The organism is Polaromonas sp. P4_H1, from assembly GCF_056400945.1.
Map to the genome: position 1 here is coordinate 248,971 of NZ_JBFUKG010000001.1, position 26,146 is coordinate 275,116.

The 26,146-nt window shown below is 60.4% G+C and carries 26 protein-coding genes; 9 read left to right on the plus strand and 17 right to left on the minus strand.

Translation table 11 applies throughout. The features are described from left to right. Window positions 1-15: 15 nt before the first annotated feature. Window positions 16-3,129 (plus strand): efflux RND transporter permease subunit, encoded by a 3,114-nt coding sequence (locus tag AC1DS5_RS01125; RefSeq protein WP_477716734.1) that lies wholly within the window; start codon window positions 16-18, stop codon window positions 3,127-3,129. A 102-nt stretch (window positions 3,130-3,231) separates the two neighbouring features. Here the strand turns inward: AC1DS5_RS01125 and rfaE2 are convergent, their stop codons facing one another. Together rfaE2 and AC1DS5_RS01135 are read right to left on the minus strand one after the other, a co-directional pair. Continuing rightward, window positions 3,232-3,720 carry a D-glycero-beta-D-manno-heptose 1-phosphate adenylyltransferase gene (gene rfaE2 / locus AC1DS5_RS01130; protein WP_477716735.1) on the minus strand — a complete coding sequence of 163 codons (489 nt, stop codon included), beginning with the start codon at window positions 3,718-3,720 and terminating at the stop codon, window positions 3,232-3,234. A 14-nt stretch (window positions 3,721-3,734) separates the two neighbouring features. Next, the gene (locus tag AC1DS5_RS01135) at window positions 3,735-4,604 is read right to left on the minus strand and encodes a ferritin family protein (RefSeq protein ID WP_477716404.1); all 870 of its coding nucleotides are present in this window, start codon (window positions 4,602-4,604) and stop codon (window positions 3,735-3,737) included. Between the two features lie 323 nt (window positions 4,605-4,927). Between AC1DS5_RS01135 and AC1DS5_RS01140 the strand changes: the two genes are divergently transcribed. Further along, window positions 4,928-5,551: a glutathione peroxidase gene (locus AC1DS5_RS01140; protein ID WP_477716405.1), complete on the plus strand. Its 624-nt coding sequence runs from the start codon at window positions 4,928-4,930 to the stop codon at window positions 5,549-5,551. A 696-nt stretch (window positions 5,552-6,247) separates the two neighbouring features. Here the strand turns inward: AC1DS5_RS01140 and AC1DS5_RS01145 are convergent. Continuing rightward, window positions 6,248-6,862 carry a glutathione S-transferase family protein gene (locus tag AC1DS5_RS01145; protein WP_477716406.1) on the minus strand — a complete coding sequence of 205 codons (615 nt, stop codon included), beginning with the start codon at window positions 6,860-6,862 and terminating at the stop codon, window positions 6,248-6,250. Between the two features lie 159 nt (window positions 6,863-7,021). On the opposite strand from AC1DS5_RS01145, the gene purB reads away from it, so the two are divergent. Beyond that, complete coding sequence (gene purB / locus AC1DS5_RS01150) at window positions 7,022-8,401, plus strand: adenylosuccinate lyase (RefSeq protein WP_477716407.1); 1,380 nt, start codon at window positions 7,022-7,024, stop codon at window positions 8,399-8,401. A 29-nt stretch (window positions 8,402-8,430) separates the two neighbouring features. Here purB and AC1DS5_RS01155 read toward each other — a convergent pair whose 3' ends face one another. Both AC1DS5_RS01155 and AC1DS5_RS01160 read right to left on the minus strand, forming a co-directional pair. Then, entirely contained in the window at window positions 8,431-8,742 is a 312-nt protein-coding gene (locus AC1DS5_RS01155; RefSeq protein WP_477716408.1) for a putative signal transducing protein, read from the minus strand. Between the two features lie 104 nt (window positions 8,743-8,846). Then, the gene (locus tag AC1DS5_RS01160) at window positions 8,847-9,272 is read right to left on the minus strand and encodes a DUF3717 domain-containing protein (RefSeq protein ID WP_477716409.1); all 426 of its coding nucleotides are present in this window, start codon (window positions 9,270-9,272) and stop codon (window positions 8,847-8,849) included. Window positions 9,273-9,292: 20 nt separating this feature from the next. Between AC1DS5_RS01160 and AC1DS5_RS01165 the strand changes: the two genes are divergently transcribed. The 4 genes from AC1DS5_RS01165 to AC1DS5_RS01180 all read left to right on the plus strand — a co-directional run bounded on the left by AC1DS5_RS01165 (window position 9,293) and on the right by AC1DS5_RS01180 (window position 11,510). Beyond that, window positions 9,293-9,562 carry a hypothetical protein gene (locus AC1DS5_RS01165; RefSeq protein ID WP_477716410.1) on the plus strand — a complete coding sequence of 90 codons (270 nt, stop codon included), beginning with the start codon at window positions 9,293-9,295 and terminating at the stop codon, window positions 9,560-9,562. A gap of 132 nt (window positions 9,563-9,694) precedes the next feature. Beyond that, window positions 9,695-10,432 carry a TerC family protein gene (locus AC1DS5_RS01170; RefSeq protein ID WP_477716411.1) on the plus strand — a complete coding sequence of 246 codons (738 nt, stop codon included), beginning with the start codon at window positions 9,695-9,697 and terminating at the stop codon, window positions 10,430-10,432. A 95-nt stretch (window positions 10,433-10,527) separates the two neighbouring features. Further along, window positions 10,528-10,977 (plus strand): hypothetical protein, encoded by a 450-nt coding sequence (locus tag AC1DS5_RS01175; RefSeq protein ID WP_477716412.1) that lies wholly within the window; start codon window positions 10,528-10,530, stop codon window positions 10,975-10,977. Between the two features lie 179 nt (window positions 10,978-11,156). Further along, a complete protein-coding gene (locus AC1DS5_RS01180) occupies window positions 11,157-11,510 on the plus strand; it encodes a phage holin family protein (protein WP_477716413.1) in 354 nt (117 codons plus the stop codon). Here the strand turns inward: AC1DS5_RS01180 and AC1DS5_RS01185 are convergent. Both AC1DS5_RS01185 and tfpZ read right to left on the minus strand, forming a co-directional pair. Further along, window positions 11,466-13,010: a M48 family metalloprotease gene (locus AC1DS5_RS01185; RefSeq protein WP_477716414.1), complete on the minus strand. Its 1,545-nt coding sequence runs from the start codon at window positions 13,008-13,010 to the stop codon at window positions 11,466-11,468. The two genes, AC1DS5_RS01180 and AC1DS5_RS01185, sit on opposite strands and share 45 nt — an antisense overlap. 58 nt (window positions 13,011-13,068) lie before the next feature. Next, on the minus strand, window positions 13,069-13,848 hold the full coding sequence (tfpZ, locus tag AC1DS5_RS01190) for a TfpX/TfpZ family type IV pilin accessory protein (protein WP_477716415.1): 780 nt from the start codon (window positions 13,846-13,848) through the stop codon (window positions 13,069-13,071). 41 nt (window positions 13,849-13,889) lie between these two features. On the opposite strand from tfpZ, the gene moaC reads away from it, so the two are divergent. Next, window positions 13,890-14,375: a cyclic pyranopterin monophosphate synthase MoaC gene (gene moaC / locus AC1DS5_RS01195; protein ID WP_477716416.1), complete on the plus strand. Its 486-nt coding sequence runs from the start codon at window positions 13,890-13,892 to the stop codon at window positions 14,373-14,375. Between the two features lie 6 nt (window positions 14,376-14,381). Here the strand turns inward: moaC and AC1DS5_RS01200 are convergent, their stop codons facing one another. The 10 genes from AC1DS5_RS01200 to sucC form a co-directional block, all read right to left on the minus strand. Further along, on the minus strand, window positions 14,382-16,064 hold the full coding sequence (locus AC1DS5_RS01200; protein ID WP_477716417.1) for a PglL family O-oligosaccharyltransferase: 1,683 nt from the start codon (window positions 16,062-16,064) through the stop codon (window positions 14,382-14,384). Further along, complete coding sequence (locus tag AC1DS5_RS01205; protein ID WP_477716418.1) at window positions 16,061-17,767, minus strand: PglL family O-oligosaccharyltransferase; 1,707 nt, start codon at window positions 17,765-17,767, stop codon at window positions 16,061-16,063. The genes AC1DS5_RS01200 and AC1DS5_RS01205 overlap by 4 nt, the downstream gene beginning before the upstream one ends. Before the next feature lie 83 nt (window positions 17,768-17,850). Next, the gene (locus tag AC1DS5_RS01210) at window positions 17,851-18,336 is read right to left on the minus strand and encodes a pilin (RefSeq protein ID WP_477716419.1); all 486 of its coding nucleotides are present in this window, start codon (window positions 18,334-18,336) and stop codon (window positions 17,851-17,853) included. Continuing rightward, a complete protein-coding gene (locus AC1DS5_RS01215) occupies window positions 18,333-18,488 on the minus strand; it encodes a hypothetical protein (protein WP_477716420.1) in 156 nt (51 codons plus the stop codon). The genes AC1DS5_RS01210 and AC1DS5_RS01215 overlap by 4 nt, the downstream gene beginning before the upstream one ends. Before the next feature lie 257 nt (window positions 18,489-18,745). Beyond that, the gene (locus tag AC1DS5_RS01220; RefSeq protein ID WP_477716421.1) at window positions 18,746-19,537 is read right to left on the minus strand and encodes an MBL fold metallo-hydrolase; all 792 of its coding nucleotides are present in this window, start codon (window positions 19,535-19,537) and stop codon (window positions 18,746-18,748) included. Between the two features lie 323 nt (window positions 19,538-19,860). Next, entirely contained in the window at window positions 19,861-20,529 is a 669-nt protein-coding gene (locus AC1DS5_RS01225; protein WP_477716422.1) for an FHA domain-containing protein, read from the minus strand. Between the two features lie 33 nt (window positions 20,530-20,562). Further along, window positions 20,563-21,348 carry a Stp1/IreP family PP2C-type Ser/Thr phosphatase gene (locus AC1DS5_RS01230; RefSeq protein ID WP_477716423.1) on the minus strand — a complete coding sequence of 262 codons (786 nt, stop codon included), beginning with the start codon at window positions 21,346-21,348 and terminating at the stop codon, window positions 20,563-20,565. A 645-nt stretch (window positions 21,349-21,993) separates the two neighbouring features. Continuing rightward, window positions 21,994-22,695 (minus strand): TerC family protein, encoded by a 702-nt coding sequence (locus AC1DS5_RS01235; RefSeq protein ID WP_477716424.1) that lies wholly within the window; start codon window positions 22,693-22,695, stop codon window positions 21,994-21,996. A gap of 159 nt (window positions 22,696-22,854) precedes the next feature. Next, window positions 22,855-23,748 (minus strand): succinate--CoA ligase subunit alpha, encoded by an 894-nt coding sequence (gene sucD / locus AC1DS5_RS01240; RefSeq protein WP_477716425.1) that lies wholly within the window; start codon window positions 23,746-23,748, stop codon window positions 22,855-22,857. A gap of 25 nt (window positions 23,749-23,773) precedes the next feature. Beyond that, a complete protein-coding gene (sucC, locus tag AC1DS5_RS01245) occupies window positions 23,774-24,934 on the minus strand; it encodes an ADP-forming succinate--CoA ligase subunit beta (protein ID WP_477716426.1) in 1,161 nt (386 codons plus the stop codon). A gap of 232 nt (window positions 24,935-25,166) precedes the next feature. Here sucC and argC point away from each other — a divergent pair, with 232 nt between their 5' ends. Continuing rightward, a complete protein-coding gene (gene argC / locus AC1DS5_RS01250) occupies window positions 25,167-26,087 on the plus strand; it encodes an N-acetyl-gamma-glutamyl-phosphate reductase (RefSeq protein WP_477716427.1) in 921 nt (306 codons plus the stop codon). Window positions 26,088-26,146: the final 59 nt, after the last annotated feature.

The following is a 26,146-nucleotide window of genomic DNA, read 5'->3' on the forward strand; positions in this document are numbered from 1 at the left end:
GAGCAGCTCAAGATGATGAACGTCTCATCCTGGTCTATCAAGAACCCGATTCCGGCAGTGATGCTGTTTGTGCTGCTCAGCTTTGGCGGCCTGCTGTCCTTCAAGGCCATGAAGGTGCAGAACTTTCCCGACATTGATTTGCCGACGGTCAGCGTCTCGGCCTCGCTGCCCGGCGCCGCACCGGCCCAGCTGGAAACCGAGGTGGCCCGCAAGCTCGAAAACTCGATTGCCACCGTGCAGGGCCTGAAGCACATCAGCACCAAGGTGCAGGACGGCGGCGTGACCCTGACCGCCGAATTTCGGCTTGAAAAGCCGGTGCAGGAAGCTGTCGACGACGTGCGCTCGGCGGTTCAACGCGTGCGCGCCGACCTGCCGGGCGATGTGCGCGACCCGGTGGTCAGCAAGGTCGATCTGGCCGGGCAACCAATCCTGGCCTTCACCATCGCGTCGGCCCGCATGGATGCCGAGGCGCTGTCCTGGTTTGTGGACAACGAGATTGCGCGCAAGCTGCTGGCGGTGCGCGGCGTGGGCGCAGTCAACCGCGTCGGCGGTGTCACGCGCGAGGTGCGAGTGGCGCTTGACCCCTCGCGTTTGCAGGCGCTGGGCGCGTCGGCGGCCGACATCTCGCGCCAGCTGCGGCAGGTGCAAAACGAAAGCGCCGGCGGCCGCACCGACCTGGGTGGCAGCGAGCAGCCGGTGCGCACGCTGGCCACCGTCAAGTCGGCCGAAGAACTGGGCCGGCTGGAACTGGCGCTCGGCGATGGCCGGCGCATCCGCCTGGATGAAGTCGCCACCGTCAGCGACACCACGGCCGAGCCGCGCTCGGCGGCGCTGCTCGACGGCAAGCCGGTGGTCGGTTTTGAAGTGGCGCGCAGCCGCGGCGAGAGCGAAGTGGCCGTGGGTGCGGCGGTGCAGGTGGCGCTCGCCGAGCTGAAGGCCCAGCACCCCGACCTGGTGTTGACCGAGGCCTTCAACTTCGTCACCCCGGTGGAAGAAGAGTACGACGGCTCGCTGCACCTGCTGTATGAAGGCGCGATCCTGGCGGTGCTGGTGGTGTGGCTGTTTTTGCGTGACTGGCGCGCCACCTTTGTCTCGGCGGTGGCGCTGCCGCTGTCGGTGATTCCGGCCTTCATCGGCATGTACCTGTTGGGGTTTTCGATCAACGTCGTGACCTTGCTGGCCTTGTCGCTGGTCATCGGCATTCTGGTGGACGACGCCATCGTCGAGGTGGAAAACATCGTGCGCCACCTGCGCATGGGCAAAACGCCCTACCAGGCGGCGATGGAAGCCGCCGACGAAATTGGCCTGGCGGTGATCGCCACCACGTTCACGCTGGTGGCAGTGTTTTTGCCCACCGCCTTCATGAGCGGCATTGCCGGCAAGTTTTTCAAGCAGTTCGGCTGGACCGCCGCGCTGGCGGTGCTGGCCTCGCTGATGGTGGCACGGGTGCTCACCCCCATGATGGCGGCCTATATCCTGAAACCGATCGTGGACAACCACAAAGAGCCCGGCTGGCTCAAGCGCTACATGCGCGCGGCCGCCTGGTGCCTGCGCCATCGCGCCATCACCATGGTGGCGGCCACGCTCTTTTTTGTCGGCTCCATCATGCTGATTCCGCTGCTGCCCACCGGCTTTATTCCGCCCGACGACAACTCGCAAACCCAGGTCTACCTGGAGCTGCAGCCCGGCAGCAGCCTGGCGCAAACCGAAGCGGCCGCCGAGCAGGCCCGGCTGTTGATCGGCAAGGTCGAGCATGTGCGCAGCGTCTACACCACCATAGGCGGCGGCAGTGCGGGCACCGACCCGTTCGCCATGTCAGGTGCGGCCGAAACCCGCAAGGCCACGCTCACGGTGCTGATGGCCGAGCGCGGCGAGCGGCCGCGCAAGCAGGGCATAGAAAACAAGATGCGCACGGCGCTGGAGCCGCTGCCCGGCGTGCGCAGCAAGGTTGGGCTGGGCGGTTCGGGCGAAAAATACGTGCTGGTGCTGACCAGTGAAGACCCGCTGGCCTTGCAGGCCGCCGCGCGGGCGGTTGAAAAAGATCTGCGCACCGTCCCCGGCCTGGGCAGCGTGGCCTCCAGCGCCAGCCTGATCCGCCCCGAAATCGCCGTGCGGCCCGACTTCGCGCGCGCCGCCGACCTGGGCGTGACGAGTGCCGCCATCGGAGAAACCCTGCGCATCGCGACCCTTGGCGACTACGACGAGTCGCTGCCCAAACTCAATCTGTCGGAGCGCCAGGTGCCGATTGTGGTGAAGCTCGCCGATGCCGCGCGCAAAGACCTCAGCGTGCTGGAACGCCTGAGTGTGCCCAGCATCAAGCCGGGCGCGGGGCCGGTCATGCTGGGCCAGGTCGCCACGCTCGAGATCGCCAGCGGCCCGGCCATCATTGACCGCTACGACCGCTCGCGCAACGTCAACTTCGAGATCGAGCTGTCGGGCCTGCCGCTGGGCGAGGTGACCAAAGCGGTGCAGGAGCTGCCCGCCGTGAAGAACCTGCCGCCGGGGGTGAAAGTCGTCGAAATCGGCGACGCCGAGGTCATGGGCGAGCTGTTTGCCAGCTTTGGCCTGGCCATGCTCACCGGTGTGCTGTGCATCTACATCGTGCTGGTGCTGCTGTTCAAGGACTTTTTGCACCCGGTGACCATTCTTGCCGCTTTACCCTTGTCGCTGGGCGGCGCGTTTGTCGGCCTGTTGATTGCGCAAAAGAGCTTTTCCATGCCCTCGCTGATCGGCCTCATCATGCTGATGGGCATTGCCACCAAGAACTCGATCTTGCTGGTCGAGTACGCCATCGTGGCCCGGCGCGACCACCACATGAGCCGCCTCGACGCGCTGCTCGACGCCTGCCACAAGCGCGCCCGGCCCATCATCATGACCACGCTGGCCATGGGCGCCGGCATGCTACCGATCGCCATCGGTTTTGGCGTGGCCGACCCGAGTTTTCGCTCGCCGATGTCGGTGGCGGTGATTGGCGGCCTGATCACCTCGACCGTGCTGAGCCTGCTGGTGGTGCCGGCGGTATTTACCTACATGGACGACCTGGAGCAATGGATCAGGCGCATGGCCGGCAAGTTGCGCCGCAAGGCGCCGCAAGCGCCTGCGCCTGCGTCACCGTCAAAGACTCCGTGAATGGAGGGTCCGGTCCAATTCAAACCATATGGATTATTGGCCTGCAGCCCGATATCGACTGGCACACAAAGCTATCAATTAATAGCAAATCAAATAGCAAATTCACGGTGACGTGCGGCGGATTTTCTTGACCAGGGCCGTCGTGGAGTAGCCATCCACAAAAGGAATCGCCAGGGCCTTGCCGCCGTAAGCCTTCACCACGGCGGTTTCGGCCAGCGTGTCCATGTCGTAGTCGCCGCCCTTGACCAGCAGGTCGGGCTTGAGTTCGGTGATCAGCTCCAGCGGCGTGTCTTCGTCAAACCAGGTCACCAAGCTGACCGACTCCAGTGCCGCCATCATGACGGCGCGGTCTTCTTCGTTGTTCAAGGGGCGATCCGGGCCTTTGCCCAGGCGCTTGGCGGACACGTCCGTGTTGAGCGCAACGACCAGGCTGGCACCCAGTTCGCGGGCGCGCGCCAGGTAAGTGGCATGGCCCCGGTGCAGCACGTCGAACACGCCATTGGTGAACACCACCGGCCGGGGCAGCGCAGCAACCCGGGCCGCTGCATCCTGGCGCGAAACGATCTTGTCCAGAAAGGCGGGTTTGCTCACGCCAGCAGGCAGGCTCACGCGATTTGCGGCTTGCCGTCAGGCGCGATGACGGCGGCCAGATCCCTGCCGAGTTCCTTGCGGTAGCGGTTCAGCTCCTGGACACTCTTGAAGCTCTGGTTCATCAACAGGCTCAGGTTGTGCAGGATGCGCTCGACCACCTTGCCCTCCCACACCGCGTCAAACTTGATCTGCGTGTCGAGCCAGTGCTCCAGCCATTCGGGGTTGGGCAGGCGGCTCTGGATGGTGTCGCGCGGAAACAGGCTTTTGTTGACGTGCAGGTTGGTCGGGTGCAGGGCCTGCGCCGTCCGGCGGGCACTGGCCATCAGCACGCCTACCTTGGTAAAGGCGGCCTTGGCTTCGTTGCCAAAATTGTTGATGGCCCGCTTCATGTAGCGCAGGTAAGCACCACCGTGGCGCGCTTCATCCTGGCTGAGCTGGGTGTAAATCTGCTTGATAACCGGCTCGGTGTGCCACTCGCTGGCCCGGCGGTACCAGTGGTTCAGGCGAATCTCGCCGCAAAAATGCAGCATCAGGGTTTCCAGCGCGGGCGCCGGCTCGAACTCGAAACGCACTTCGTGCAGTTCCTCTTCGGTGGGGGCCAGGTCGGGCCGGAATCGCTTCAGGTATTCCATGAGCACCAGCGAGTGCTTTTGCTCTTCGAAAAACCAGATGGACATGAAAGCGGAAAAATCACTGTCGTCCTTGTTGTCCCGCAGGAACATCTCCGTGGCGGGCAAGGCCGACCATTCGGTGATGGCATTCATTTTGATGGTCTGGGCCTGCTCGTCAGACAACTTGGATGCGTCAAAACTGGCCCAGGGAATGTCTTTGTCCATATCCCAACGGACGGATTCGAGTTGTTTGAACAGTTCAGGATAAAGCATGTGAACTCCTTGCCAAGCGAATACGCAGAGAAATCTGCCCCGGATGTCTGTTACATCCCGGTACTGGCCGATTTTAGGCGGCTAATGTGACAACTGGTGACTTACAGGCCATTTACAGGCCACTTGGCAGCAAATCGGGATGATTTCCGGCAGGATGCCGGGCTATTTGCTGTCAGGAAGACCTTTCATAACCCCCTGAGTCTGGCGGACCAGCGCGGCGCCTGATGGCATGCGCCACGCTCGCCCCTCTCCCGGGATGGCTACTGCGCACGCCCAAACGCCAATAGCACCATAATTATTTGATTCACAAGGAATTTCGGGCCATGCACCATCAGCAATCCCCCTCCAGACCGCTGCTGCGGATTGCCCTGCTGGCCGGACTCGCACTCTCGGCAGCCGCCACGAGGTCGGCAGTCCCGGCCCCGTCCGCCCCAGTAGCCGGGCCCGCCGCCGCGGACACGTCGGCCTGCTCCGGCCTTTTGCAGCACAGCTTCCTGCGATTGCAGGATGAAAAGCCGCAATCGCTTTGCCAGTACCAGGGCAAGGTCGTGGTGGTGGTCAATACCGCGAGCTTTTGCGGCTTTACGCCCCAGTACGAGGGCCTGGAAGCGCTCTATGCGAAATACAAGGACCGGGGTCTGGTGGTCCTGGGCTTTCCCTCCAACGACTTTTCGCAGGAAACCGGTAGCAACAAGGAGATTGCCGACTTTTGCGAAAACACCTTTGGCGTGAAATTCCCGATGTTTACCAAAACCAGCGTCAGCGGCAAGGACGCCAACCCCCTCTTCAGGCAGCTCGCCGCCAAAACCGGCACCACACCACGTTGGAACTTTTACAAGTATGTGATTGCGCGGGACGGCGTCAGTGCGGTCAGCTTCAATTCCCTGACCGCCCCGGAAAGCCGCCAGTTCGTCAAAGAGATCGAAAAACAGCTGGCCGGTCCCTGAGCCTCAGGTTTTCGATCCCCGCCACCGCTCCAAGACGCCTACGAAGATGTTTTGCCTGCAGCGCGGAATTTTCCCTGCCCAGTTTGCGCTGGCCGCGGCGTCTTGCCAGGAGCCATTTCGTTAACAAAAATTTACCAGCCAGAACAGCCCTTCGTCGGGAACTACCAGCGCACCGGCGTCCTCATATAAAGGCAGGCGCAGACTGGAACCCCCAGCAGCGCCAGCAATAAGACAGTTTCACTGTTGCGAAGCCTTCCGGATCACTTTGGTTCGGCTGCAATCCCGGTGCGCTCCTCCTCCTCCCTCCCTCCCTCGTTCGCGCCGGGGCGCTTCGCAGCATTTTTATCTTCCGGGCGCCCGCATGAGCAGCGCCCCCGGTCCTGCGAGCCATGGGGTGGACACCGGTTTTCTGGTGTTTAACGAGCACACCTACCCCAACCTCATCAACCTGTTTGCGGCGGTTCGCACCTGAAGTTCACGGCCAGCGGCCTGATTGATTTTCACCGGGACTATTGGGATGCCGCCCAGAAGCTTTATGAAAAGCTGCCCTGGATCGGCGGCCTGATGCGCTGGCTGAAGCAACGCGCCCGGCAGTGAGCGCGGGTGACCGTCGCCGGATTTCCCCCCGGGAGCCGTGTTACACGAGGCGAAAAAAAAGCCCGGGAGGCCGGGCTTCTGTCAGATTCAAGCGGAATTTCAGCCCGACTGGGTTTCCGCGAAGCTGGGGCGCTGAACCAGTTTTTCCTGCAATTTGGCCAGGTTGGGGTAGCTCTCACGCCAGTTCACCTGGGCAAACCGCAGGTCCAGATAGCCCAAGGCGCAACCCACCGCGACATCCGACAGGCTGAAATGGATGCCACTGCAAAAAGCCTTCTCGCCCAGACCTGTGCTCATGGCCTTGAGGCAGGCCTCGATTTTGCCCATCTGCCGCTGTATCCAGGCGTCGCTGCGCTCATGGGCATTGCGGCCAGACCAGGTGGCTTCCAGCCGGGCCAGGATGGCCGCATCCACCAGACCGTCGGCCAGGGCTTCCCAGGTCTTGACCTCGGCGCGTTCGCGGCCCTGGGTCGGAATGAGCTTGCCCACGGGTGAAAGGGTGTCCAGGTATTCGACGATCACGCGCGAATCAAATACGGCCTCGCCGCCCTCCATGACCAGGCAGGGCACCTTGCCCAGCGGGTTCGAGGCGGCGATGGTGGTATTGGCCGCCCAGACGTCTTCCAGCACCATCTGGTAGTCGAGCTTTTTCTCAGCCATCACGATACGTACCTTGCGTACGTAGGGGCTGGTGGCGGATCCAATGAGTTTCATAGCGTGTGTAAATCGTGGTGCGGGAAAAGCCATTCTATCGAGTAAGCACCCGCTCCGGCCGACACCGCCCGAAGGTGAGCAAATCTGCCAGGTTTTAGGCACCCCCGCAGCCACCGCGCGACCGGGCCATTCCCCGGGCGACCAGCCTACAATTGCGGTATGAGCTTTTCTACCATCAACGCCTTGTCTCCGCTGGACGGCCGCTACGCCGGCAAACTCAGCCAATTACGTCCCCTGATGTCCGAGCAAGGCTATATGCACCGCCGGGTCCAGGTGGAAGTAGCCTGGTTCATTGCCCTTTCGGACGCGAAGTTTGCCGAATTCAAGCCGTTGAGCCCCGGGGCACGCACTTACCTGCTGGGCCTCGTCAAGAATTTCTCGGAAAACGATGCGGTGGCCATCAAGGAGATTGAAAAAACCACCAACCACGACGTCAAGGCCGTGGAGTACTGGATCAAGTCGAAATTCGAAGCCCGGCCGGAGTTGCAGGCTGCCGGTGAATTCGTGCACTTCGCCTGCACCAGCGAAGACATCAACAACACCAGCCATGCGCTGCAGCTCAAAAGCAGTCGCGAACTGGTATTGCTGCCGGCCCTTGACAAGGTGATTGCGCAGATGCGCGAGATGGCGCACACCTACGCGGCAGAGCCCATGCTCAGCCGCACCCACGGCCAGACCGCCAGCCCGACCACGGTAGGCAAGGAAATAGCCAACGTGGTGGTGCGCCTGCAAGCTGCGCGCGAGAAGATCGCCGGCATCAGGCTCATGGCCAAGATGAACGGCGCTGTCGGCAACTACAACGCCCACCTGTCGGCCTGGCCCGACTTTGACTGGGAAGCCTTCAGCCGCAACGTGATTGAAACACCCGAGCCGCTGGGCCTGGGCCTGACCTTCCAGCCCTACAGCATTCAGATCGAGCCGCATGACTACATGGCCGAGCTGTTTGACGCCGTGGCCCGCACCAACACCATCCTGATCGACTTCGCGCGGGACGTCTGGGGTTATGTGAGCGTGGGCTATTTCAAGCAGCGCCTCAAGGAGGGCGAAATCGGCTCCTCCACCATGCCGCACAAGGTGAACCCGATCGACTTTGAAAACGCCGAAGGCAACCTGGGCCTGGCCAATGCACTGCTCAGGCACCTGAGCGAAAAGCTGCCGGTTTCCCGCTGGCAGCGCGACCTGACCGACTCGACCGTGCTGCGCAACATGGGCGTGGCGCTGGGTTACGCCGTGCTGGCCTACAACTCACTGGGCGTGGGGCTGGGCAAGCTGGAACTCAACCGGGAAGCGCTGCAGGAGGACCTGGACAGCTCGTGGGAGGTGCTGGCTGAACCGATACAGACCGTCATGCGCCGCTACGGCGTGCAGGGCGCCTACGAAAAGCTCAAGGAAGTAACGCGCGGCAAAACCGTCCGGGCCGAAGACCTGCATGCCCTGATCCGGTCCCTGCAAATTCCCGAGGCGGAGAAGCAGCGCCTGCTGGCCATGACGCCGGCCAGCTATGTCGGCCTGGCCGCCACGCTGGCCAGGCGGGTTTAACGCCCTTGCTGGTTGCCGCTGCGGCGGCGCTAAACCGGCATGTCCGGCATGTCCGCACCGCAGTGCCAGCACTGCTCAAACCCGCCTTCGACGGTCTCCCCGCAGGCGCACAGCCAGCGCCGCTGCGGCAGATTTTGCAGGGTGTGCAGCAACTCGCGCGCCCGGGGTTCATCCTCATCATGGGTGAGCCACACTTCGGGCAAGCATTGGTCAGGCGGCAGTTCACCGGCGACACCGCCCAGGTAGTAACGCTGCACGCTGGCCGCCAACCCTGCATGCTGTAAGGCGCCGGCCCACAGCGCGGCAATTGCAATATTGGGAGCGCGCGTCAGTCGAAGCATGCGCCAGTCTATCCTTTTTCACCACTGGTTGCTATGAACTTGATAGCTGCCTCAGCTTGTTTCACAATGAAAAGAGACAGAAACCGCCTGCCGTTTCAGCTCTTTTACAGTGTCGAAACCACACCTTTTTCAAGCGCCCGGTCCGCATAACGGCCAAAGCGCCAGGCCGTGGCCTCCAGCGTGATGCGTCGCCAGGTGCCGCGTTTTTCGGCTGGCGTCATCTCGGGCCAGCGCTGCACTTCATTGAAGGTGCGGCCGCAACCCTTGCACAGCGAATCGCCCTGGCTGGTCGAGCAGATGGCGATGCAGGGCGTGTCTGCCGTGGTGTCGTACCAGGTGCGCCAGGCTGCCAGCGCTTTGGGCGGAAAGCTCCCCTCATCGGCCTCGTCCTCATGGTAGAAAACCATCAGGGCGTAAACCTCGGCCAGCGCACGCAACTCCGGCGCGAGTGTGACGCCATCGGGTGATGGCTTCTTGTCGCGCCAGTAGTTGATGGCCGCTTCGATGTCAGTGATGTGGATGCCGGGCATGGAGAAAAAAGAAAAAAACGATGGACCGCTCCCGCCTGGTGGGCGAACAGCAAAGCCGGGCTGTTCATTATCAGCCAGACAAAACACCTCCACCGCGTGCGGGGCTTGCCAAAAATCTTTTTTTGTTGTCCAATCACTTTACGAAGGGGAGTAACTCCCTCGTTTTGCTGACATATTCGATAACAGACAACACAGCAAAATCGCTAACAGCAAGTCGTCATTCCGAAGTTCACACTTCCGGCTTGCTGGGTATGCAGCGACACTGCATATTGAGCCAGACCTTCGATTGAAACCTGTACAGGTTTGATCGAGGCGTTTGCGGCATAACCCTACCCGCACCACTCACATACCTGTCCGGTTTGAACGAAGCCGGAAATCCATCCGTTGGGTTTCCACGTCTGAACTTGATATGGAGTGTGAAATTGGAACTATTTACAGCCCCCTGGTGGTCGGCCCTGCTGGCGATCATCCTCATTGATCTCGTGCTTGCCGGCGACAACGCCATCGTGATTGCACTGGCCGCGCGCAATCTGCCTCCCACCCTTCAGAAAAGAGCCATTGTCTGGGGTACGGTTGGCGCCATCGTGGTGCGCTCTGCCATGACGGTGGGTGTGGTGTGGCTGCTCAAGATCCCCGGCCTGATGCTGGTGGGCGGTTTGGGACTGCTCTGGATCGCCTACAAGCTGCTGGCTGACGAGGGCGGCGGAGAACACCATGGCCCGGTTGCCACCACATTCTGGGGCGCCATGAAAACCATCGTCGTGGCCGACGCCCTGATGGGCATCGACAACGTTCTGGGTGTAGCCGGCGCCGCGCACGGGGCCTTCGACCTGGTCATCATCGGCCTGCTGGTGAGCGTGCCTATCGTGGTTTTTGGCAGCACGATGGTGCTCAAACTGGTGTCGCGTTTCCCCATCATCATCAACCTGGGGGCGGCCGTTCTGGCATTCACCGCCGCCAACATGATCATCGGCGAACAACTGCTTGACCCGATTTACGGCGGTCCGAGCGCGTTGCCCTCTGCCGAAACCCTGCACACCGCGGCTCAATGGGCTACTTATGCATTGGCCGTGGCGGGTGTACTGGGTGCGGGCTGGTGGGCCACCCGGCGCCACAAGTCGGAACACTTTGCAAGCGACAAGGAACTGATTCCACATTGAAAGTGAAAGGCAACACCGAAGGCCAGCGGGAGGTCCAAGGCCTTTTGTTTCAACCAGTGAAGCTTCTATAAACATGACAACTGAAGGAGAACTTTATGGACAACATCATTGTTTACATTGACGATGCCGGCTATGCCCTGCATATGCTGCAACCCATGCTGCCAGAGGGCAACTCGCGCAGTCCGACCCGCTGGATTCTGGTGGCCTGTGCACCACGCGTGACGCACCATGCCAGCAAATGGGTAACCCACAGTGCGCGGGAGAGTTGGCGCGGCAAATGGGCGGCGAAAGTATTTGCGCAAGTGGTGCCCCTCCTGCAAAAAGAGGGCGATACCGTGGTGACGCAAATGGCGCAGACCACGCTGAGCACCCAGACGGAATCCCTGATCAAGGAGCATGGCGTTGCACGTGTGCTGGATGCCCGTCGACCCAAATTCGGCCAGGATCTGCAACCCGTCACGACCGAGCAGGCCCAGGAGCACCACGGTGTGTTGGGCTATGCCGCCGCGCTGGCAAGCGCGGGCCTGCTGGTTGCGACCGATTGAATAGCCCCCACGCTATTCGCTTCGCGTAAGGCGCTGCCCCCCGAGGGGGTTCATTTTCCTTGCGGCGGCCCGGCGGAAAATCCGGAACGCTGCAGGTCAGCAATCAAGTCAAATTACCGACACGGCGTCCCAGCGGGACGGGATGGGAGAGGCCGCATCCCAGATGGTATTCTCTGGCGATGAAACTCCTCATCAACTGGCTTTGCAGCGCGGTCGCCTTGCTGGCGGTGGCTTATCTCTATTCAGGCGTGGTGGTGACCAGCTTCACCGCAGCCCTGATTGCGGCGGCGGTACTTGGCGCCCTGAACATGGTGGTGCGTCCTGTTCTCGTGTTGTTGACGCTGCCCGTGACCGTGGTGACGCTCGGCCTCTTTCTGTTCATCGTGAACGCGCTCATGTTCTGGGCGGCGGCCAGCCTGGTCAGCGGCTTGAACGTCAAGGGTTTTGGCGCCGCACTCATAGGCTCCCTGATTTACTCGGCACTGCAACTAGCGATCGACTTTGTCCTGGAGCGCCTGCTCTTTAAGGACTAGCTCGATCTGGCGGGTCCGTGTGTCGATGATCGAGCCTTCCACGTAATCAGCGCTGGCGGGGTTGCTGCGCATCAACGCCTGCGCAGCCTTGAGGCGATCCAGCGCCGCCGCGTAGTCCAGGTGGGCCGCCCGGCTTTCCGCATCAGCGCGAATCGCACGGACTGTCTGGTTCTGGTTGCCGTATGCCGCAGCGAGCAATTGCCAGGCCGCCGCATCTTTGGGGTGGCCAGCCACCCAGGTTTGCAGTCTGCCCGAGACCTCTCGCGCCCGCTGGGCAGCCATCAACGACCGGGCCTGGGTCAGCACATCGGCCCGCGAGACAGCCTTGGCCATGTCGAAGGATGACGCCGAAGGCGGCACGGTCCCCGCCATCAGATCAATCTCGATGGACAACAAGTCCAGCGCATGACTGGCAGGCTGAATTTCGACGGTGAGGGGCCTGAGCTTGGCCTGAAAGCTTCGCGCGCCGGCAAAATCACGCAGCTGGGCCGCCGCCAAGGCTCCCGCATACAGGATTCCCGCGTCGCGGATGTGCGCCGCCGTGGCGGGGGACTCCTGCATTTGCAACGAGGCCGGCCGCCGCTGCGCTTCAGCCACCATCGCACGCAACGCATCGACCCCGGGGCTGGCCAGCACTCGCGCACGCGCGGCCATCATGGCATGCAACACGCGCGCCTTGGCGGCACGGGCCTCGCCCTCCGGGGTGGGCTTGGTGGCAGCCTTTGCATCCAGCTGCAGACGCGACTGCGCTTCGGCGATTCGCTCGGTGGTCAGCGGGTGCGAGCGCAAATAGGGGAACGATCCGTTGTCATTGAGCTGCGAGGCCTGCTGCAGTTTTTCAAACATGGTCGCCACGCCGCGACTTGCAAAGCCGGCATCGGTCATGACGCCAAACCCGACCCGGTCGGCTTCACGCTCCATGTCGCGGGAAAAGTTGAGCTGGTTCTGCACCGCGACTGCCTGCCCACCGACGATGGCGGCACTGGCAGCATTGGGATTTTTACTGGCGGCGAGGGCACCCAGAACCATGGCTGCAATCACCCAGGGAGCTTGCCGGTTCTGTTGCGTCATCAACCGGGAAATATGCCGCTGCGTGACATGGCTGAGCTCATGGCCCAGAACCGCGGCGAGTTCGTCCGCATTACTCACCGCGGCAATCAAACCCAGGTGCACGCCAAAGTAGCCCCCGGGCAAGGCAAAGGCATTGACGCTTCGGTCACGGACCAGAAAGACGTCCCAGGCAAAACGCTCATCCAGTTCGGCATTGAGCTCACCACGCGCCCGCGCGGCAGTCATCAGGGGCTGCCAGATGCTTTGCAGGTAATCCCCGAGCACCGGGTCATCGAGGTAGTCCGGATCACGGAAAATGCTGACGGCGATGCGGTCCCCTATGCGGCGCTCCGCAGCGGCCGCCAGCTCGGAGTTATCCCCCAGCGACGGCAGGCTGCCCGACGCCGCGCCCGGCGCTTGCGCCAGCGACAAATTGGCAGTGGTGGCCATCAACACCACAGCTGTCAGCACCTTGCAGGCAAAAACCCTCTGCTGCAACGGGTAGGCCCTAGAACGAATCAATGGGAACAAAAGCAATCACCTCCGTGGTGTTGGTATCGATGAGGACGGTCCAGAAGGTGCTTCGACTCGCCAGGGGGACATAGCCCACCGAGGTCATGGCCCGGACCGCGGAAGACGCAGACTTCAGGGCCTGGTCAATTTCGGCGGCATGGGCAGGAAAGCGATTTTTCAGCTCGCCCACAGGACGCGCGCGCGCCTTGATCTGCGCTTTCGCCTGTTCATAGCCCTGCCACAAGTCCGGCCGGGCGCCGAGTGCCACGCCTTGAATCGCCGCCATGGTGGCCTCAAAGTTTTCCTGCGCATTATTGAACTCGCGCACCGAAAGCAGCGTGGGCCCCGCCAGCGGCAAGGGCCGCAACCCTGCAGGAGCCTGATCCAGTAGATCCGGCGGCACATCAATCGCATGCACCACCCGAAACCGGTCGATTTCAAACACCAGATGCACCGGCCGGGCCACCGCGACGGTCCACAGACCGTAGGCCAGCGCGGCCAGCTGCAGCAAGCCAATGACAGCCAGGTCGAGGCGCAACTCGTTGAGCGGCTTGCTGCGGTTGAAAATGGCAAACGTCAGCAACGGGCCCATGATCACATCGACGGTAATTACCAGAAAAAACAGGCTGCGCCCACCGGAAATTTCGCGGTAGGGATAGGGGTACCAGACGGCAAACACCAGCAGCGCCGCCAAACCGGCCACCAGCAGGCTGATGCCCAAATGAATGCCCGAGGCATAGAGGCGATGGCCCCAGGAAGATGACTTTGAAAACATGCTCGTATGATGAGGGATGGTTGTAAAGGTTTCGTAACAGGATGACAACGACTTCTCCGCTGACTCACTTCGACGCACAAGGCCAAGCCCATATGGTCGACGTGGCCGGCAAGGCCGCAACGCACCGTGTTGCTATTGCCCAGGGTCGCATCACCATGAATCCTGCCACACTGGCACTCATCATCGCCGGCACGGCAAAAAAAGGCGATGTACTGGGTGTGGCCAGGATAGCGGGCATCATGGCTGCAAAAAAAACCAGCGAGCTGATCCCCCTGTGCCATCCGCTGGCGCTCACTCGCGTGGCCCTTGAATTCAAGGTCGACACCGCAAGTGCCAGCGTCACCTGCGAGGCCACCGTGGAAACCGTCGGCCCGACCGGTGTGGAAATGGAAGCATTGACCGCGGTGCAAGTGGCCTTGCTGACGATTTACGACATGTGCAAGGCGGCGGACCGGGCGATGATCATGACCGATGTGCGCGTGCTTGAAAAGCATGGCGGCAAGTCAGGAAGCTTTGTCAACCCCTGAGCCGCGTCACTTCAGGCGCTGAAGACGCTCCGGTGCCGCTGCAGCCTCTTGCGCCCAGCGCGCATGGTCCTCTGGGAAGGCGGCCCGGTAGCGCGCCAAATGCATTAACGCCTCGTCGTCACGGCCGAGCATGACAGCACTCTCAATCACCTTTTCGATGATGCGAGGCTCCGGTGAGTAATGCAGCAGCGCCCTCGCCGTGTCGAGTGTCCATTGCGCATTGTCCCGCGTGAGCGGCGTGATGGTCAGTTCAGCAAAGCGCACCTGGTTGCGAAACAGCCAGGAGTCGCGAATTTTGGGCAGCGTGTCGTCACGGTACGCCGCATCGCGGACTTCGGGTGCCAGGTAAATCTGGCTGATACGGTGATAGTCCCAACCGGCGTAACCCACGATAGCTATCAGAATAGTAGCAGCCAAGGCTTGAGAAATAGACATGCGTGACTGCTCCGGTTGAGATTCCAGCGGGCTCGCCCGCACCCTGCGGCTTCCCCAGAGCAGGCCCAGGGACAGGCCAAACGCCATTTGAAACGGGCCGTACCATAGCGGGTATTCCAGCATGCTGTGCAAAAGAATGACGGCCAGCACACCCCACGCCATCTGGCGGGTGGGGTCCGTCTCGCGCCAGGGCCGTTGCCGGATGACCCACCAGACGAAGCCTCCACATACCGCCAACGCCACCGGAATGCCCAGTTCCACCGCAAGATGCAGCGGCAGGTTGTGCGCGTTGTCCAGGATTTCGCAAAAGCGCGGCCCGTCATAGAACGTCATGTAGTGGGCGTAATCCAGTTCGCCCCAACCCCAGCCAAGCCAGGGCCGTTGTCCGATCAGGTGCAGTACGTTGCTCCACAAGGTCAAACGGCTGGCGCAAGCTGGTCCACCATTGTGCAAACGCGCCAAAATGCCGGTGCTCGCCGGGTCCAGCCCTGCGAGCATAGGCAGGGCCAGCGCCGCAACGCCATAGGTCAGCACGGCAATTATCAAAATCCGCATGGCTAATTGACGCCGCCAGCCCCACAGCCAGGCCATGCCTCCGAGGAAACCCAGCTGAACCAGCCCCGTGCGCGATGAAGACGCCGCATTGCCAACTGACAGCAAGACGGCAGCCGCCATCAGGCCCCACCAGCGCCATGGCTTGGGTTGACCGCTGCTGGTCGGCGCTGCATGCCACAGCACAGCCAGCAGCCCCATGTTGGTCAAGGTTGCAAACTGGTTGCGCTGACGCAAGTTGGCAAAGGCTTCGCCAACGCCCGACTGGCTCATCCAGGGCAGAAAGTACTGCTCCACGCCAAAATACTGGCAAAGACCAATAACAACGCTGATCAGGCCAGCGATCAGCCATGCTGTTGCCAGCCGGAATACCGAACGGCTGTTAGTGCTGACGCTCGCGGCGAGAGCTGCGCAAGTTCCGGCCAGCCCCAAGGAGAAAACGGCGACGAGTGTATCCGTGGCATGACCCTTGAGGACAAACACCGCCCCCAGACACCCGGCAGCCAGCCAGCAGGACCACAACCAACGCTTGCGCGATAGCGGCAGAACCCCCAACAGAACCCCGGCACAGGCCAGACTGAACAGCCACGGAACCACTGAAGGACTGGGACCACCTTGCGGCGGCAATAGCCAAGGCACAGTCAGCGCCAGCCCCGCGACCAGCGCGAGAATAGAGTTCAGGGGCACACGCCAGCCCGTCAAGGCAGTTTCAGGTCGCGCAATAGGGGATATTTCTCTTGAGCCAGGGTGGTCCAATTCGCCTTGATCTCCGTGTAGGTTTTTTCGCCATGCATGGCCCGCATAACGCGGAGTTGTCGCAAGGCTTCATCGGGGTTTCCGTTCAGCGCCAACGATAGAGCGTAACGGTTCTGCGTGGCTGTCCAGGGGTAGCGAAGCGCAACTTTTTTGGCGAGTTCCAGCTCCTCGACCTTCATGCCCGGCTTGGGCGAAATACGGGCGCCCTCCAGCAAAGCTCCCAATTGCGTCAATAGAACAACGTCCGGTCTTTGATAGTCGCCGGGGGTCTGTCCCAAGCGCAGGGCCTCAAAACGCGCGACCCTGAAATCCTCTTCAACGTCAACATACTCAATCAATGACCAGACCGCCACCAAGCTCACCCCAAGCAAAAGCGCCGCGGCAGAACGCACCCCGACGCGCAGCACAGGCTTGGCGCCTGCCATGCGCTCCAGCGCGCCCAACGAAAACATGACCGGAACGAGAAAGTAGGCATAAGCAAACGGAAATTCCAGCATCGAATGCACCGCTACTGGCACGACCACCGCCAGACAATACCAGGGCAGCAACTGATTGGCCAGCCTGACACGCCGCCACAGCCACACGCCCGTGACCAGTACCAGCACTGCGGTGAGCGGCACGCCCACCCCTACCGCCAGATCAAGCAGAATATTGTGGCTGTATGAAAAGGGTTCGCTCACGGCATAGGCATGCGCCACAGCGTTGTGCGCTTCGGAAACCTCGCGGATGCCCCAGCCCCACCATGGCCGCTGCGCCACCGCTTCCACCAGCTGCGGCCACACCAGCAGGCGTGACCCGGCAGCGGTGTTGACTTCCACGCCAAAGCCCGAGTTGAGCTGAACGAAAGCAAAAATCGACGGCCACACCCAGTAGAGCGCCAGGAATCCGACAACCGACAGCGCGACGGCCCACGGGGACACATGGAAACCCACACGCTGATTTTTGAGAAACCACCAGCCCGACAGCACCAAAAAGCTCACTACGCCGGTCCGGGACTCGGTGGCAGCCAGGGCTGTGCACAACACCAGAAAAACCAAGACTGAGGGCAAAGCCTTGAGCTTGCCCGATTCATACAGGAACAACAGGCTAGCCATGCCCATCAAGAACAGGGTTGCCAAATGATTAGGTTGCCCCAAATTTCCGCCGGGACGACGGAGTTGAGGCATCCGGTTAATCCACGTGGCGTGCTCCCACAGATCAAAGACCTGAACAAATGCCACCACGGCCGAAACAAAAGCCCCAAAGGTCAATGTAACAGCCAGAAACGTCAGCGCCAGGTTTTGACGGCTTCCATCATGCGCCCCAGCTCGCAGGGACGGAGCTTGCGAGTTAGAGGCAAATCCCAGCGTGAGGCAGAGGATGCACAAAGCCACATAGAGCTCAAAAACGAAAACGTCACCCCAAAAAGTGATCTGGCCCCCAGCACCTTGAATGACCGCAATAAATGCCAAGGCAATCAAGGGCAAGACGGCGGCGGGGAAGGGTAAAAGGTATGAACGATCCTTCTTCACCTCAGTCAACAGGCCATACCAAGCCAGCAGCAATGCGGAAAAAAAATACAGTATTTCACTATGCCAGCTTACCCAAGGTGGAAAGTGCAAGGGCATTAACCAACCGAGCAACAGAAGACTTGCTGACAAATATTTCATATGATCAAAAAAGAAAAACGCCCCGAAGGGCGTTTTTAAACCTGAATCAATTGCTGCAAGTGAACTAAGCAGCAGTCGGCAGATTAGTTAGACGCGAAGGTGCCGCCACCTTCAGTGACCGTAGCAGCAGTAGCGTCGCGGCAAGAGCCGGGCAAAAATTTAGGATTAACAGTACCGGGACCACACAACCAAGCGCTAATGGTTTGGCTAGCAGTCACAGGTACCGGGGTCAAGTAAACCGTACCGTTTGCATCGGTGGCAATATTGGCCGCAGTCACCCTGATTGCGCCATATTGATTAGTCTCAATCAATGAAACATATTTAGAAGTGGCTACCGAGGACTCACAGCCCCATTTGCCACCCACAGGCAGCGAAGCAGCATTGGTGGATTGATAAGTTTCCGTGACACTCGTGCGGCAGGAAGAAGCCGCCAAAATCACCTCAGACATCTTGGCGCGCTTCGTGTAGTCCTGGTAAGCAGGCAAAGCCACGGCAGCCAGAATACCGATAATCGCCACAACGATCATCAACTCGATCAGGGTGAAACCCTGTTGCATGGAACGCTTCATGAAAACTCCTTGGTTGAAAAAGCAATGGAGTACAGCAGGTTTCGGGCCAACCCGCCAAAACCTTTAATTCGAGAACTTTCTCCTGCTTTTTTGGCAATTCCCAGTCCGCGCGACTGCTCTTTTTTGGCAGACTGCGCCACTCCGGGCGACATTTTTGTCACTTGATACAGACTGACCGCACCTGCTTGAGGTCCGTGACGCCCACCAGGACTTTTTCCATGCCGTCCGTTTTCAGTGTGCGTATGCCGCTACTGACGGCTGAAGAAAACAGCTCGGCACCCGCGCCCGCTCCTGGATGAGTTTTTGGCTGGGTCGTCGGCAATCATCAATTCGTGCAAACCAATGCGGCCCTTGTAGCCCATCTTGCCGCATCTTTCGCATCCTTAGCGATCCCCCTGCACGAGGACTATCACAGTTCAAACTCCTGACCCGCCCGCAGCCACCGGATGTCGTGCAAAACATGGTGCGCCAGGTTGCGTGTCTGGTCAAAGCGCTGTATCTCGGCCATGATGAGTTCTGTCTCGGCGGGCTTGGTGTGGGTGATGTAGATGGGGTATTTTTTGCCGCTCGCAATGCAGTCGAGTTCGCCGGCAAGCACATGGGGCGCCAGATGCAGGCTGCGTTTGGCCAGGTCACGCTCGCGATTGCTGAAGGCGGTCTCGATGACCAGCATCGCGACATCCAGCTGATTAATACGGGCCCACAACGCGGGATTGCGCTCGGTGTCGCCGGTAAATACCCAGCAACCCTTGCCGGCGCTCACTGCATACCCGACGGCCGGCACCGTGTGCACAGCGGGCAGCACCTCGATATGCTTGCCGGCCAACTCAAGGGTTTGACCGAGTTCCAGCGGATGAAAGCTGATGAAAGGCGTTGCCGGGTCTGGAATTCTTGAGAAATCAGGCCAGATCGTGTTGTTGAAAATGTGGGCCTTCAACGCGTCAATCGTGCCTTGCAAGGCGTGAATCTGTATCGGCGTGGTTTTCTGGCCGGCAATTGCATCCACCATCAGCGGCAGCGCGGCCACATGGTCGAGATGCGAATGTGTCAGAAGGACATGGTCAATGCCGCGCATTTCATCGAGGGTGAGATCCCCGACACCCGTGCCGGCATCGACCAGCAGGTCATGGTCCAGCAAAAAAGACGTGGTGCGGCAGTCCCTGGCGATGGCTCCCGAACAGCCCAATACACGTACTTTCATGAGGTTTCCACCCTGCCTTGAGGTTACATGGTTTCGAAACTGGATGCGTCATCCCGCTTTGGGCCAAAAGACAGCCAGCCCATGGAGACTACACGCTTCACATGGGTGCGGTAAAGGAACTTTTTGGCGGATTGTCAATATTGTCACGCCAGCGCCAATGCAGACGACGGCAGGGCTGGCCGCTGATCGGCGGCCGGGCAGACATCCGCGCTATCAGCATGTCGCAAATGCCAGTCCCATGCCCGGGCACGCGTTTCATCGAAATTTTGGGATGGAGACGCCCGTGGTCCGGATCTCCCGCTGGCGGCGGGCAAGAACGTCGGTCAGTGCTGCACGAACTGCATCTGCGTCCCGGCCAGTTCCAGCATATCGCCATTTTTCAAACTGACAGGTTCGGCGCCAATGGGAACGCCGTTGAGCGTGGGCTTGCCGGCGCCCTCCACATGGGCCACCACAAAACCCTGAGGTCTTTTGGTAATGGCCGCCACCGCCACGCCGGGCTTGCCGATGGTGGTCACGACTTTGACCAGTGCCACTTCCCGGCCGGCGGCCGCGCCGGACATGACCTTGATCGCCCCCTGCAGGGCCCCGCCCGCCGCGTCCGCCGTCACGGGTGCTGCCGGAGCGGCACCAGCGGCAGCCAGAGCCGCCAGCGCGGCGGATGCCGGCTTGATGACCATCGTTTTCTCGTAGTCAGGCCCAGCCGCTTCGTTCACATACTTGATTTTGTACTTGCCAATTTCGACCAGATCACTGTTTTGCAGCAGCCGCTTCTTGATCGCCTTGCCGTTGACATACGTGCCGTTGGTGCTGTTGAGGTCTTCGAGATAGACCTCGTTGCCGGTCATTTGCAGAACGGCGTGCTCACCGCTGACAGCCAGGTTGTCAATGACGATATCGTTGTAGGGCCTGCGCCCCAAAGATGTCCGGTCTTTCGTCAACTGGACCTCCTTGATCACAACGCCATCAATAGAGACGATCATTTTCGGCATGGCCGACTCCTGTGTAGTATTTCAGTCACCGCTTCATTTTCCCAGTATTCTGGACAGAAGGCCGCGCTTGGCCGAGTCTTCTTTCGCGTGCGCCAGCACCACTGAAATATTATCGCGCCCCCCGCCTTCATTGGCTGCGACAACCAGTTGCCTGGCCTTGTACTCCAGCGTTCCGTCGCCGAGGAGGATGGCACTGATGGCTTCATCAATCACCATGTCTGACAGGCCATCCGAACACATCAGGTAGACGTCGTCGGCCTCCACACGGTACTCGTTGACTTCAACCAACACCGTGTCTTCCACGCCGAGAGCGCGTGTCACCAGATTCTTGTTCACCGAAGTAAGGGCCTGCTCCGGGGTGATCAGGCCGGCGTCAAGCTGCTCCTGCAGCAATGAGTGATCCTTGGTGAGTTGCCGGAACTCCCGGCCACGCACGCGATAACAGCGCGAATCTCCAATATGCCCCAGCATCAGGCGGTTGTCCTGAAAAACACCCACCACCAGCGTCGTGCCCATCCCTGTGTATTGCGGATTGGAGTTGGCAGCGTTAAAGATCGAGTGGTTCGCATTTTCCACGCAAATCTCCATGGCCCGACGCACTTCCTTGGCATTGGCGTACCGGCCGGCCTGGGACAGCCAGCGCCCCATCTCCGACTTGATGAAGGCTGCAGCCATGCCGCTGGCAATTTCACCGGCGTTATAGCCACCCATCCCGTCGGCCAGGATACAAAGCCCCGTCTGGGCATCCACTGCCACGGCATCTTCATTGTTGTCCCGCGTCAAACCTGGGTCTGTTTGAGTGCAAATCTCGTAAATCATCTTTTTCGTGTTATCGCTTGGAATTTCGGTCGTCAGCGGGGGTCGGGGCAAGGGGTAGTTCAATCCCTGCGCGGGCCAGGATCATCACGGCTTCACTTGCATCATAGGCCCTTGCCGAACATGCCCGAGGCGCCGCTCAGCCAAGAGTGAGCCAGGGACGTATCGAATGGGGCCACTGTCGCTCGTTTCAGAGGAACACCCACTGCGGCTGACGCAGGCCGGGCAGGCAAAGCCATTCCAGGAAAAAACCGCCGGCGCGCGCCAGGCCCAGCCATCATCCAGCATGCCAAAACTGACACCATTTGCCAGAAAATTGAGCCCCCTCCCGTTCCATGTCCTGATGCCGTCCATAGCCATCGCCGCTTTTTTCAGTTGTTTTGCGCACCTGCAGATCCCGTCAAACTGTATCCCTCAGGTTACAAGTCGCCCTGTCTCTGACATTAACAGAGGGGCTGCGACCGGACAAGGCACTTTTACACGCCTGGCGCACTTACTGTTGCAAATTGGTGTTTTTTGGCAAGGCGCGACAGCGCGGCCATACGCGGCGCCTGGAGCGGGAGATCCGCCAGGCCCGCCGTTTGAGGCTTGTTAACAGCCCCCGACCCGTCGGCTGGAAAGCAAACGAGTCAGGTCATCCCCTGAAACTCAGGTGGCCGATTGTTTCTTTCGCTGAAGTTTTGTGAGGTAAGTCCCCAGCGCCACGACCAGGACAGCCCCCAGGATGCCGCCGAACGTAACCGTTTGCTCACCGACAACGCCAAATTGGGTCGTGACGGCCGGATCGGTCAGCAGCATTTCACCCGCCAGGAATCCAAGCAGGGCAGCACCAATGGTGATGATGATCGGGAAGCGCTCCATGACCTTGGTGAGCAGCGTTGCGCCGAAAATAATCAGCGGAATGCTCACCAGCAGACCCAGCACCAGCAGGGGCAAATTACCCTTCGCGGCTGCGGCCACGGCCAGCACGTTGTCCAGACTCATGACCAGGTCAGCAATCAGGATGGTGCGGATGGCGGCCATCATGCCGTTGATATGATGACCTTCACCATCTTCTTCTTCTTCGCCCTTGAGCAGGTCCACGCCAATATAAACGAGCAAAATGGCGCCGATGATCTTCAGGTAGGGCAAGGTCAACAGCTGGATCGCCACGATGGTCAGGACGATCCGCATGACGATGGCTGCGGCACTACCCCAGAAAATCGCCTTGTTCCGCTGATGCGGCTCCAGCGTCCTGGCAGCCATGGCAATCACCACGGCGTTATCACCCGACAGGACGATGTTGGCCAGCAAAATGGAGCCAAAGGCGCTCCAGAAAAGGGGGGACATCAAGTCCAGACCAAAAAACATGGTATCTCCTGTTATGAATTAAAAAAGCGCCGGAAAGCGCTTTTTTGTTTTTGATGAGTCTAAGCCCCATTGGGGCTCGCCACGATTGGTATTACTGCTTACGCACTTGACCGCGATCAAGTTTCCTGAATCGAGTTTTCACTCGACGTCTTGCGCGTCTTACAGCAAAGCCTTGAGCAGCTTGGCCATTTCAGACGGATTGCGCGTCACCGTGAAGCCGCACTCTTCCATGATGGCCAGCTTGGCGTCAGCCGTGTCGGCACCGCCGGAAATCAGCGCACCTGCGTGGCCCATGCGTTTGCCGGCCGGTGCAGTCACGCCTGCGATAAAACCGACGATCGGTTTTTTCATGTTGGCTTTGCACCATTGGGCCGCCTCGGCCTCATCGGGGCCGCCGATCTCGCCAATCATGATGACGGCATCGGTGTCAGGGTCGTCGTTGAAGGCTTTCATCACGTCGATGTGCTTCAGGCCATTGATCGGGTCACCACCAATGCCCACGGCGCTGGACTGGCCCAGGCCGATTTCGGTCAGCTGTGCCACGGCTTCATAGGTCAGCGTGCCGGAGCGGCTGACCACGCCAATGCGGCCCTTGCGGTGGATGTGACCGGGCATGATGCCGATCTTGATTTCTTCGGGCGTGATGAGACCTGGGCAGTTGGGTCCCAGCAGCAGGGTTTTCTTGCCGCCAGCAGCTTCCTTGGCCTTCATGCGGTTGCGCACTTCCAGCATGTCCCGCACGGGAATGCCTTCGGTGATGCAGATCGCCAGATCGAGGTTGGCTTCCACGGCTTCCCAGATGGCGGCTGCCGCGCCGGCTGGCGGCACATAAATCACCGACACCGTCGCACCGGTGGCCTTGGCGGCTTCGGTGACGTTGGCATAAATCGGGATGCCTTCGAAATCTTCGCCGGCTTTCTTCGGGTTCACGCCAGCGACGAAGCACTCTTTGCCGTTGGCGTAGTCGCGGCACATGCGGGTGTGGAACTGCCCGGTCTTGCCGGTGATGCCTTGCGTGATGACTTTGGTGTGTTTGTTGATGTAGATCGACATGCTTGTTTCTCCTGGGCTTGATGGCTTACTTCACGGCAGCGACGATTTTGGTCGCGGCTTCGGCCATGGTGTCTGCGGCAATGATCGGCAGACCGGAGTCCGCCAGCATTTTCTTGCCCAGGTCTTCGTTGGTGCCCTTCATGCGCACGACCAGTGGAACCGACAGGTTCACGGCCTTGCAGGCGGTGATGACGCCGTCGGCGATGGTGTCGCACTTCATGATGCCGCCGAAGATGTTGACCAGGATGCCCTTGACATCGGGGTTCTTCAGCATGATCTTGAAGGCTTCGGTGACTTTCTCGGCAGTGGCGCCGCCGCCCACGTCCAGGAAGTTGGCCGGCTCGCCGCCGAACAGCTTGATGGTGTCCATGGTCGCCATGGCCAGACCGGCGCCGTTGACCAGGCAGCCGATGTTGCCGTCCAGGCTGATGTAGGCCAGGTCGAACTTGCTGGCTTCGACTTCGGCAGGATCTTCTTCGTCCAGATCGCGGAAGGCCACGATTTCAGGGTGGCGGAACAGCGCGTTGGGGTCGAAGTTGAACTTCGCGTCGAGTGCCTTGATGTTGCCGTTGCCTTCGAGGATCAGCGGGTTGATCTCGGCCAGGCTGCAGTCGGTTTCCATGTAGCACTTGTAGAGCTTTTTGAGCACATCCACGGCCTGGGCGGTGGAGCCCGGCGGCACGGTCATGCCGTCGGCCAGTTCCTTGGCCTGTGCATCGGTCAGGCCGGTGGCCGGATCGATAAACACCTTGATGATTTTCTCGGGCGTGGCGTGGGCCACTTCCTCGATGTCCATGCCGCCTTCGGAGGAAGCCATGAACGCCACTTTCTGGGTGGCGCGGTCGGTCACGGCGGACACGTAGTATTCTTTCTTGATGTCGGCGCCGTCTTCAATCAGGAGGCGGCGGACCTTCTGGCCTTCAGGGCCGGTCTGGTGCGTGATCAACTGCATGCCGAGTATTTCGCCGGCGAGCTTTTTCACTTCATCAATGCTGCGGGCCAGCTTGACGCCGCCACCCTTGCCGCGGCCGCCCGCATGGATCTGCGCCTTGACCACCCAGACAGGGCCGCCCAGCTTCTGTGCGGCTTCGACCGCTTCCTGCACGGTGAACGCAGGAATTCCCCGCGGCACTGGCACACCAAAATTGCGCAAGATTTCCTTGCCTTGGTACTCGTGAATTTTCATGAAAAACCTTCAGAATTCAGTAAAAGAGGAGTGCAACAGGAATTTGGAAAGAGACTGTTGAAAATACGAAACAGGCCCCAAAACACCATGTTAACGGTCACTGCAGGCAGCAAGATGGAACTGTATCATGCTGCGATGCACAATTATTGTGCGGTTCTTACTTAGCAATTTAGCCCCAGACAGGCGCTCCCGGGCAGTCACCGGTAACCCGTCCGTCCCCCTGAAAGTTCTTATGCCCAAAATTTTTATTGATGGAGAAGCCGGCACCACCGGCCTGCAAATCCGTGAACGGCTGCAAGCCATGCCTCACATCGAGCTGGTCAGCATCGCACCCGAGCTGCGCAAGGATGCGGCGGCCAAGCGCGACCTGATGGCACAGGTGGACCTGGTGATTCTGTGCCTGCACGACGACGCGGCACGCGAATCAGTCGCCATGATAGACGCACTGCCAGGCGACGGGGGCAAAAAACCCAAGATCATCGACGCCTCCACCGCCCACCGCACCACGCCGGGCTGGGTTTATGGCTTTCCGGAGCTCACCGCCACGCAACGCGCCGCCGTGGTGGCGGCGGATCGCGTCGGCAATCCGGGCTGCTATGCGACCGGCGCAATTGCACTGATCCGGCCGCTGGTGGATGCCGGCCTGATTGCGGCCGACTTCCCCCTGAGCCTTCCCTCCGTGAGCGGTTACTCCGGTGGCGGACGCCAGATGATTGAGGCTTATGAGGCCGGCACTGCGCCCCTGTTCGAGGTATACGGCCTCGGCCTGGAGCACAAACACCTGCCCGAAATCATGAAATACACCGGCCTGACGCGCCGCCCGGTGTTCATTCCGTCGGTTGGCAACTTCAAGCAGGGCATGCTGGTGCAGCTGCCGCTGCACCTGGATCTGCTGCCTGGCAAACCCACGGCCGCGCAGCTGCACGACGTGCTGGCCCGGCATTACGCAGGCAGTGAATGGGTAACGGTGGAAGCCGCGCCCGACTCCGGCAAGCTGGATGCCTTGGCGCTCAATGACACCAACAAGATGGAGTTGCGCGTGTTCGGCAACGAAACCTACCGCCATGCGGTACTGATTGCACGGCTGGACAACCTGGGCAAGGGCGCATCGGGTGCGGCCGTGCAAAACCTGAAATTGATGCTGGACCTGTAATTTCGCCATTTTGCTATTAAATTAGTAACACACTGCGCAACCGATTCATCGAAAGAAAA

What these genes read in the sequence shown, in the direction of transcription:
- AC1DS5_RS01145 (WP_477716406.1), bottom strand. Translation starts at nt 6,862, where the DNA reads ATGAAACTCATTGGATCCGCCACCAGCCCCTACGTACGCAAGGTACGT.
- AC1DS5_RS01155 (WP_477716408.1), bottom strand. Translation starts at nt 8,742, where the DNA reads ATGCTTCGACTGACGCGCGCTCCCAATATTGCAATTGCCGCGCTGTGG.
- tfpZ (WP_477716415.1), bottom strand. Translation starts at nt 13,848, where the DNA reads ATGTTTTCAAAGTCATCTTCCTGGGGCCATCGCCTCTATGCCTCGGGC.
- AC1DS5_RS01165 (WP_477716410.1), top strand. Translation starts at nt 9,293, where the DNA reads ATGGACCGCTCCCGCCTGGTGGGCGAACAGCAAAGCCGGGCTGTTCAT.
- AC1DS5_RS01225 (WP_477716422.1), bottom strand. Translation starts at nt 20,529, where the DNA reads ATGCCGAAAATGATCGTCTCTATTGATGGCGTTGTGATCAAGGAGGTC.
- AC1DS5_RS01140 (WP_477716405.1), top strand. Translation starts at nt 4,928, where the DNA reads ATGCACCATCAGCAATCCCCCTCCAGACCGCTGCTGCGGATTGCCCTG.
- AC1DS5_RS01180 (WP_477716413.1), top strand. Translation starts at nt 11,157, where the DNA reads ATGAAACTCCTCATCAACTGGCTTTGCAGCGCGGTCGCCTTGCTGGCG.
- AC1DS5_RS01185 (WP_477716414.1), bottom strand. Translation starts at nt 13,010, where the DNA reads ATGGCCACCACTGCCAATTTGTCGCTGGCGCAAGCGCCGGGCGCGGCG.
- AC1DS5_RS01135 (WP_477716404.1), bottom strand. Translation starts at nt 4,604, where the DNA reads ATGCTTTATCCTGAACTGTTCAAACAACTCGAATCCGTCCGTTGGGAT.
- AC1DS5_RS01205 (WP_477716418.1), bottom strand. Translation starts at nt 17,767, where the DNA reads ATGAAATATTTGTCAGCAAGTCTTCTGTTGCTCGGTTGGTTAATGCCC.
- AC1DS5_RS01160 (WP_477716409.1), bottom strand. Translation starts at nt 9,272, where the DNA reads ATGCCCGGCATCCACATCACTGACATCGAAGCGGCCATCAACTACTGG.
- AC1DS5_RS01215 (WP_477716420.1), bottom strand. Translation starts at nt 18,488, where the DNA reads ATGTCGCCCGGAGTGGCGCAGTCTGCCAAAAAAGAGCAGTCGCGCGGA.
- AC1DS5_RS01235 (WP_477716424.1), bottom strand. Translation starts at nt 22,695, where the DNA reads ATGTTTTTTGGTCTGGACTTGATGTCCCCCCTTTTCTGGAGCGCCTTT.
- AC1DS5_RS01230 (WP_477716423.1), bottom strand. Translation starts at nt 21,348, where the DNA reads ATGATTTACGAGATTTGCACTCAAACAGACCCAGGTTTGACGCGGGAC.
- AC1DS5_RS01220 (WP_477716421.1), bottom strand. Translation starts at nt 19,537, where the DNA reads ATGAAAGTACGTGTATTGGGCTGTTCGGGAGCCATCGCCAGGGACTGC.
- sucC (WP_477716426.1), bottom strand. Translation starts at nt 24,934, where the DNA reads ATGAAAATTCACGAGTACCAAGGCAAGGAAATCTTGCGCAATTTTGGT.
- moaC (WP_477716416.1), top strand. Translation starts at nt 13,890, where the DNA reads ATGACAACGACTTCTCCGCTGACTCACTTCGACGCACAAGGCCAAGCC.
- sucD (WP_477716425.1), bottom strand. Translation starts at nt 23,748, where the DNA reads ATGTCGATCTACATCAACAAACACACCAAAGTCATCACGCAAGGCATC.
- AC1DS5_RS01210 (WP_477716419.1), bottom strand. Translation starts at nt 18,336, where the DNA reads ATGAAGCGTTCCATGCAACAGGGTTTCACCCTGATCGAGTTGATGATC.
- AC1DS5_RS01125 (WP_477716734.1), top strand. Translation starts at nt 16, where the DNA reads ATGAACGTCTCATCCTGGTCTATCAAGAACCCGATTCCGGCAGTGATG.
- purB (WP_477716407.1), top strand. Translation starts at nt 7,022, where the DNA reads ATGAGCTTTTCTACCATCAACGCCTTGTCTCCGCTGGACGGCCGCTAC.
- AC1DS5_RS01175 (WP_477716412.1), top strand. Translation starts at nt 10,528, where the DNA reads ATGGACAACATCATTGTTTACATTGACGATGCCGGCTATGCCCTGCAT.
- argC (WP_477716427.1), top strand. Translation starts at nt 25,167, where the DNA reads ATGCCCAAAATTTTTATTGATGGAGAAGCCGGCACCACCGGCCTGCAA.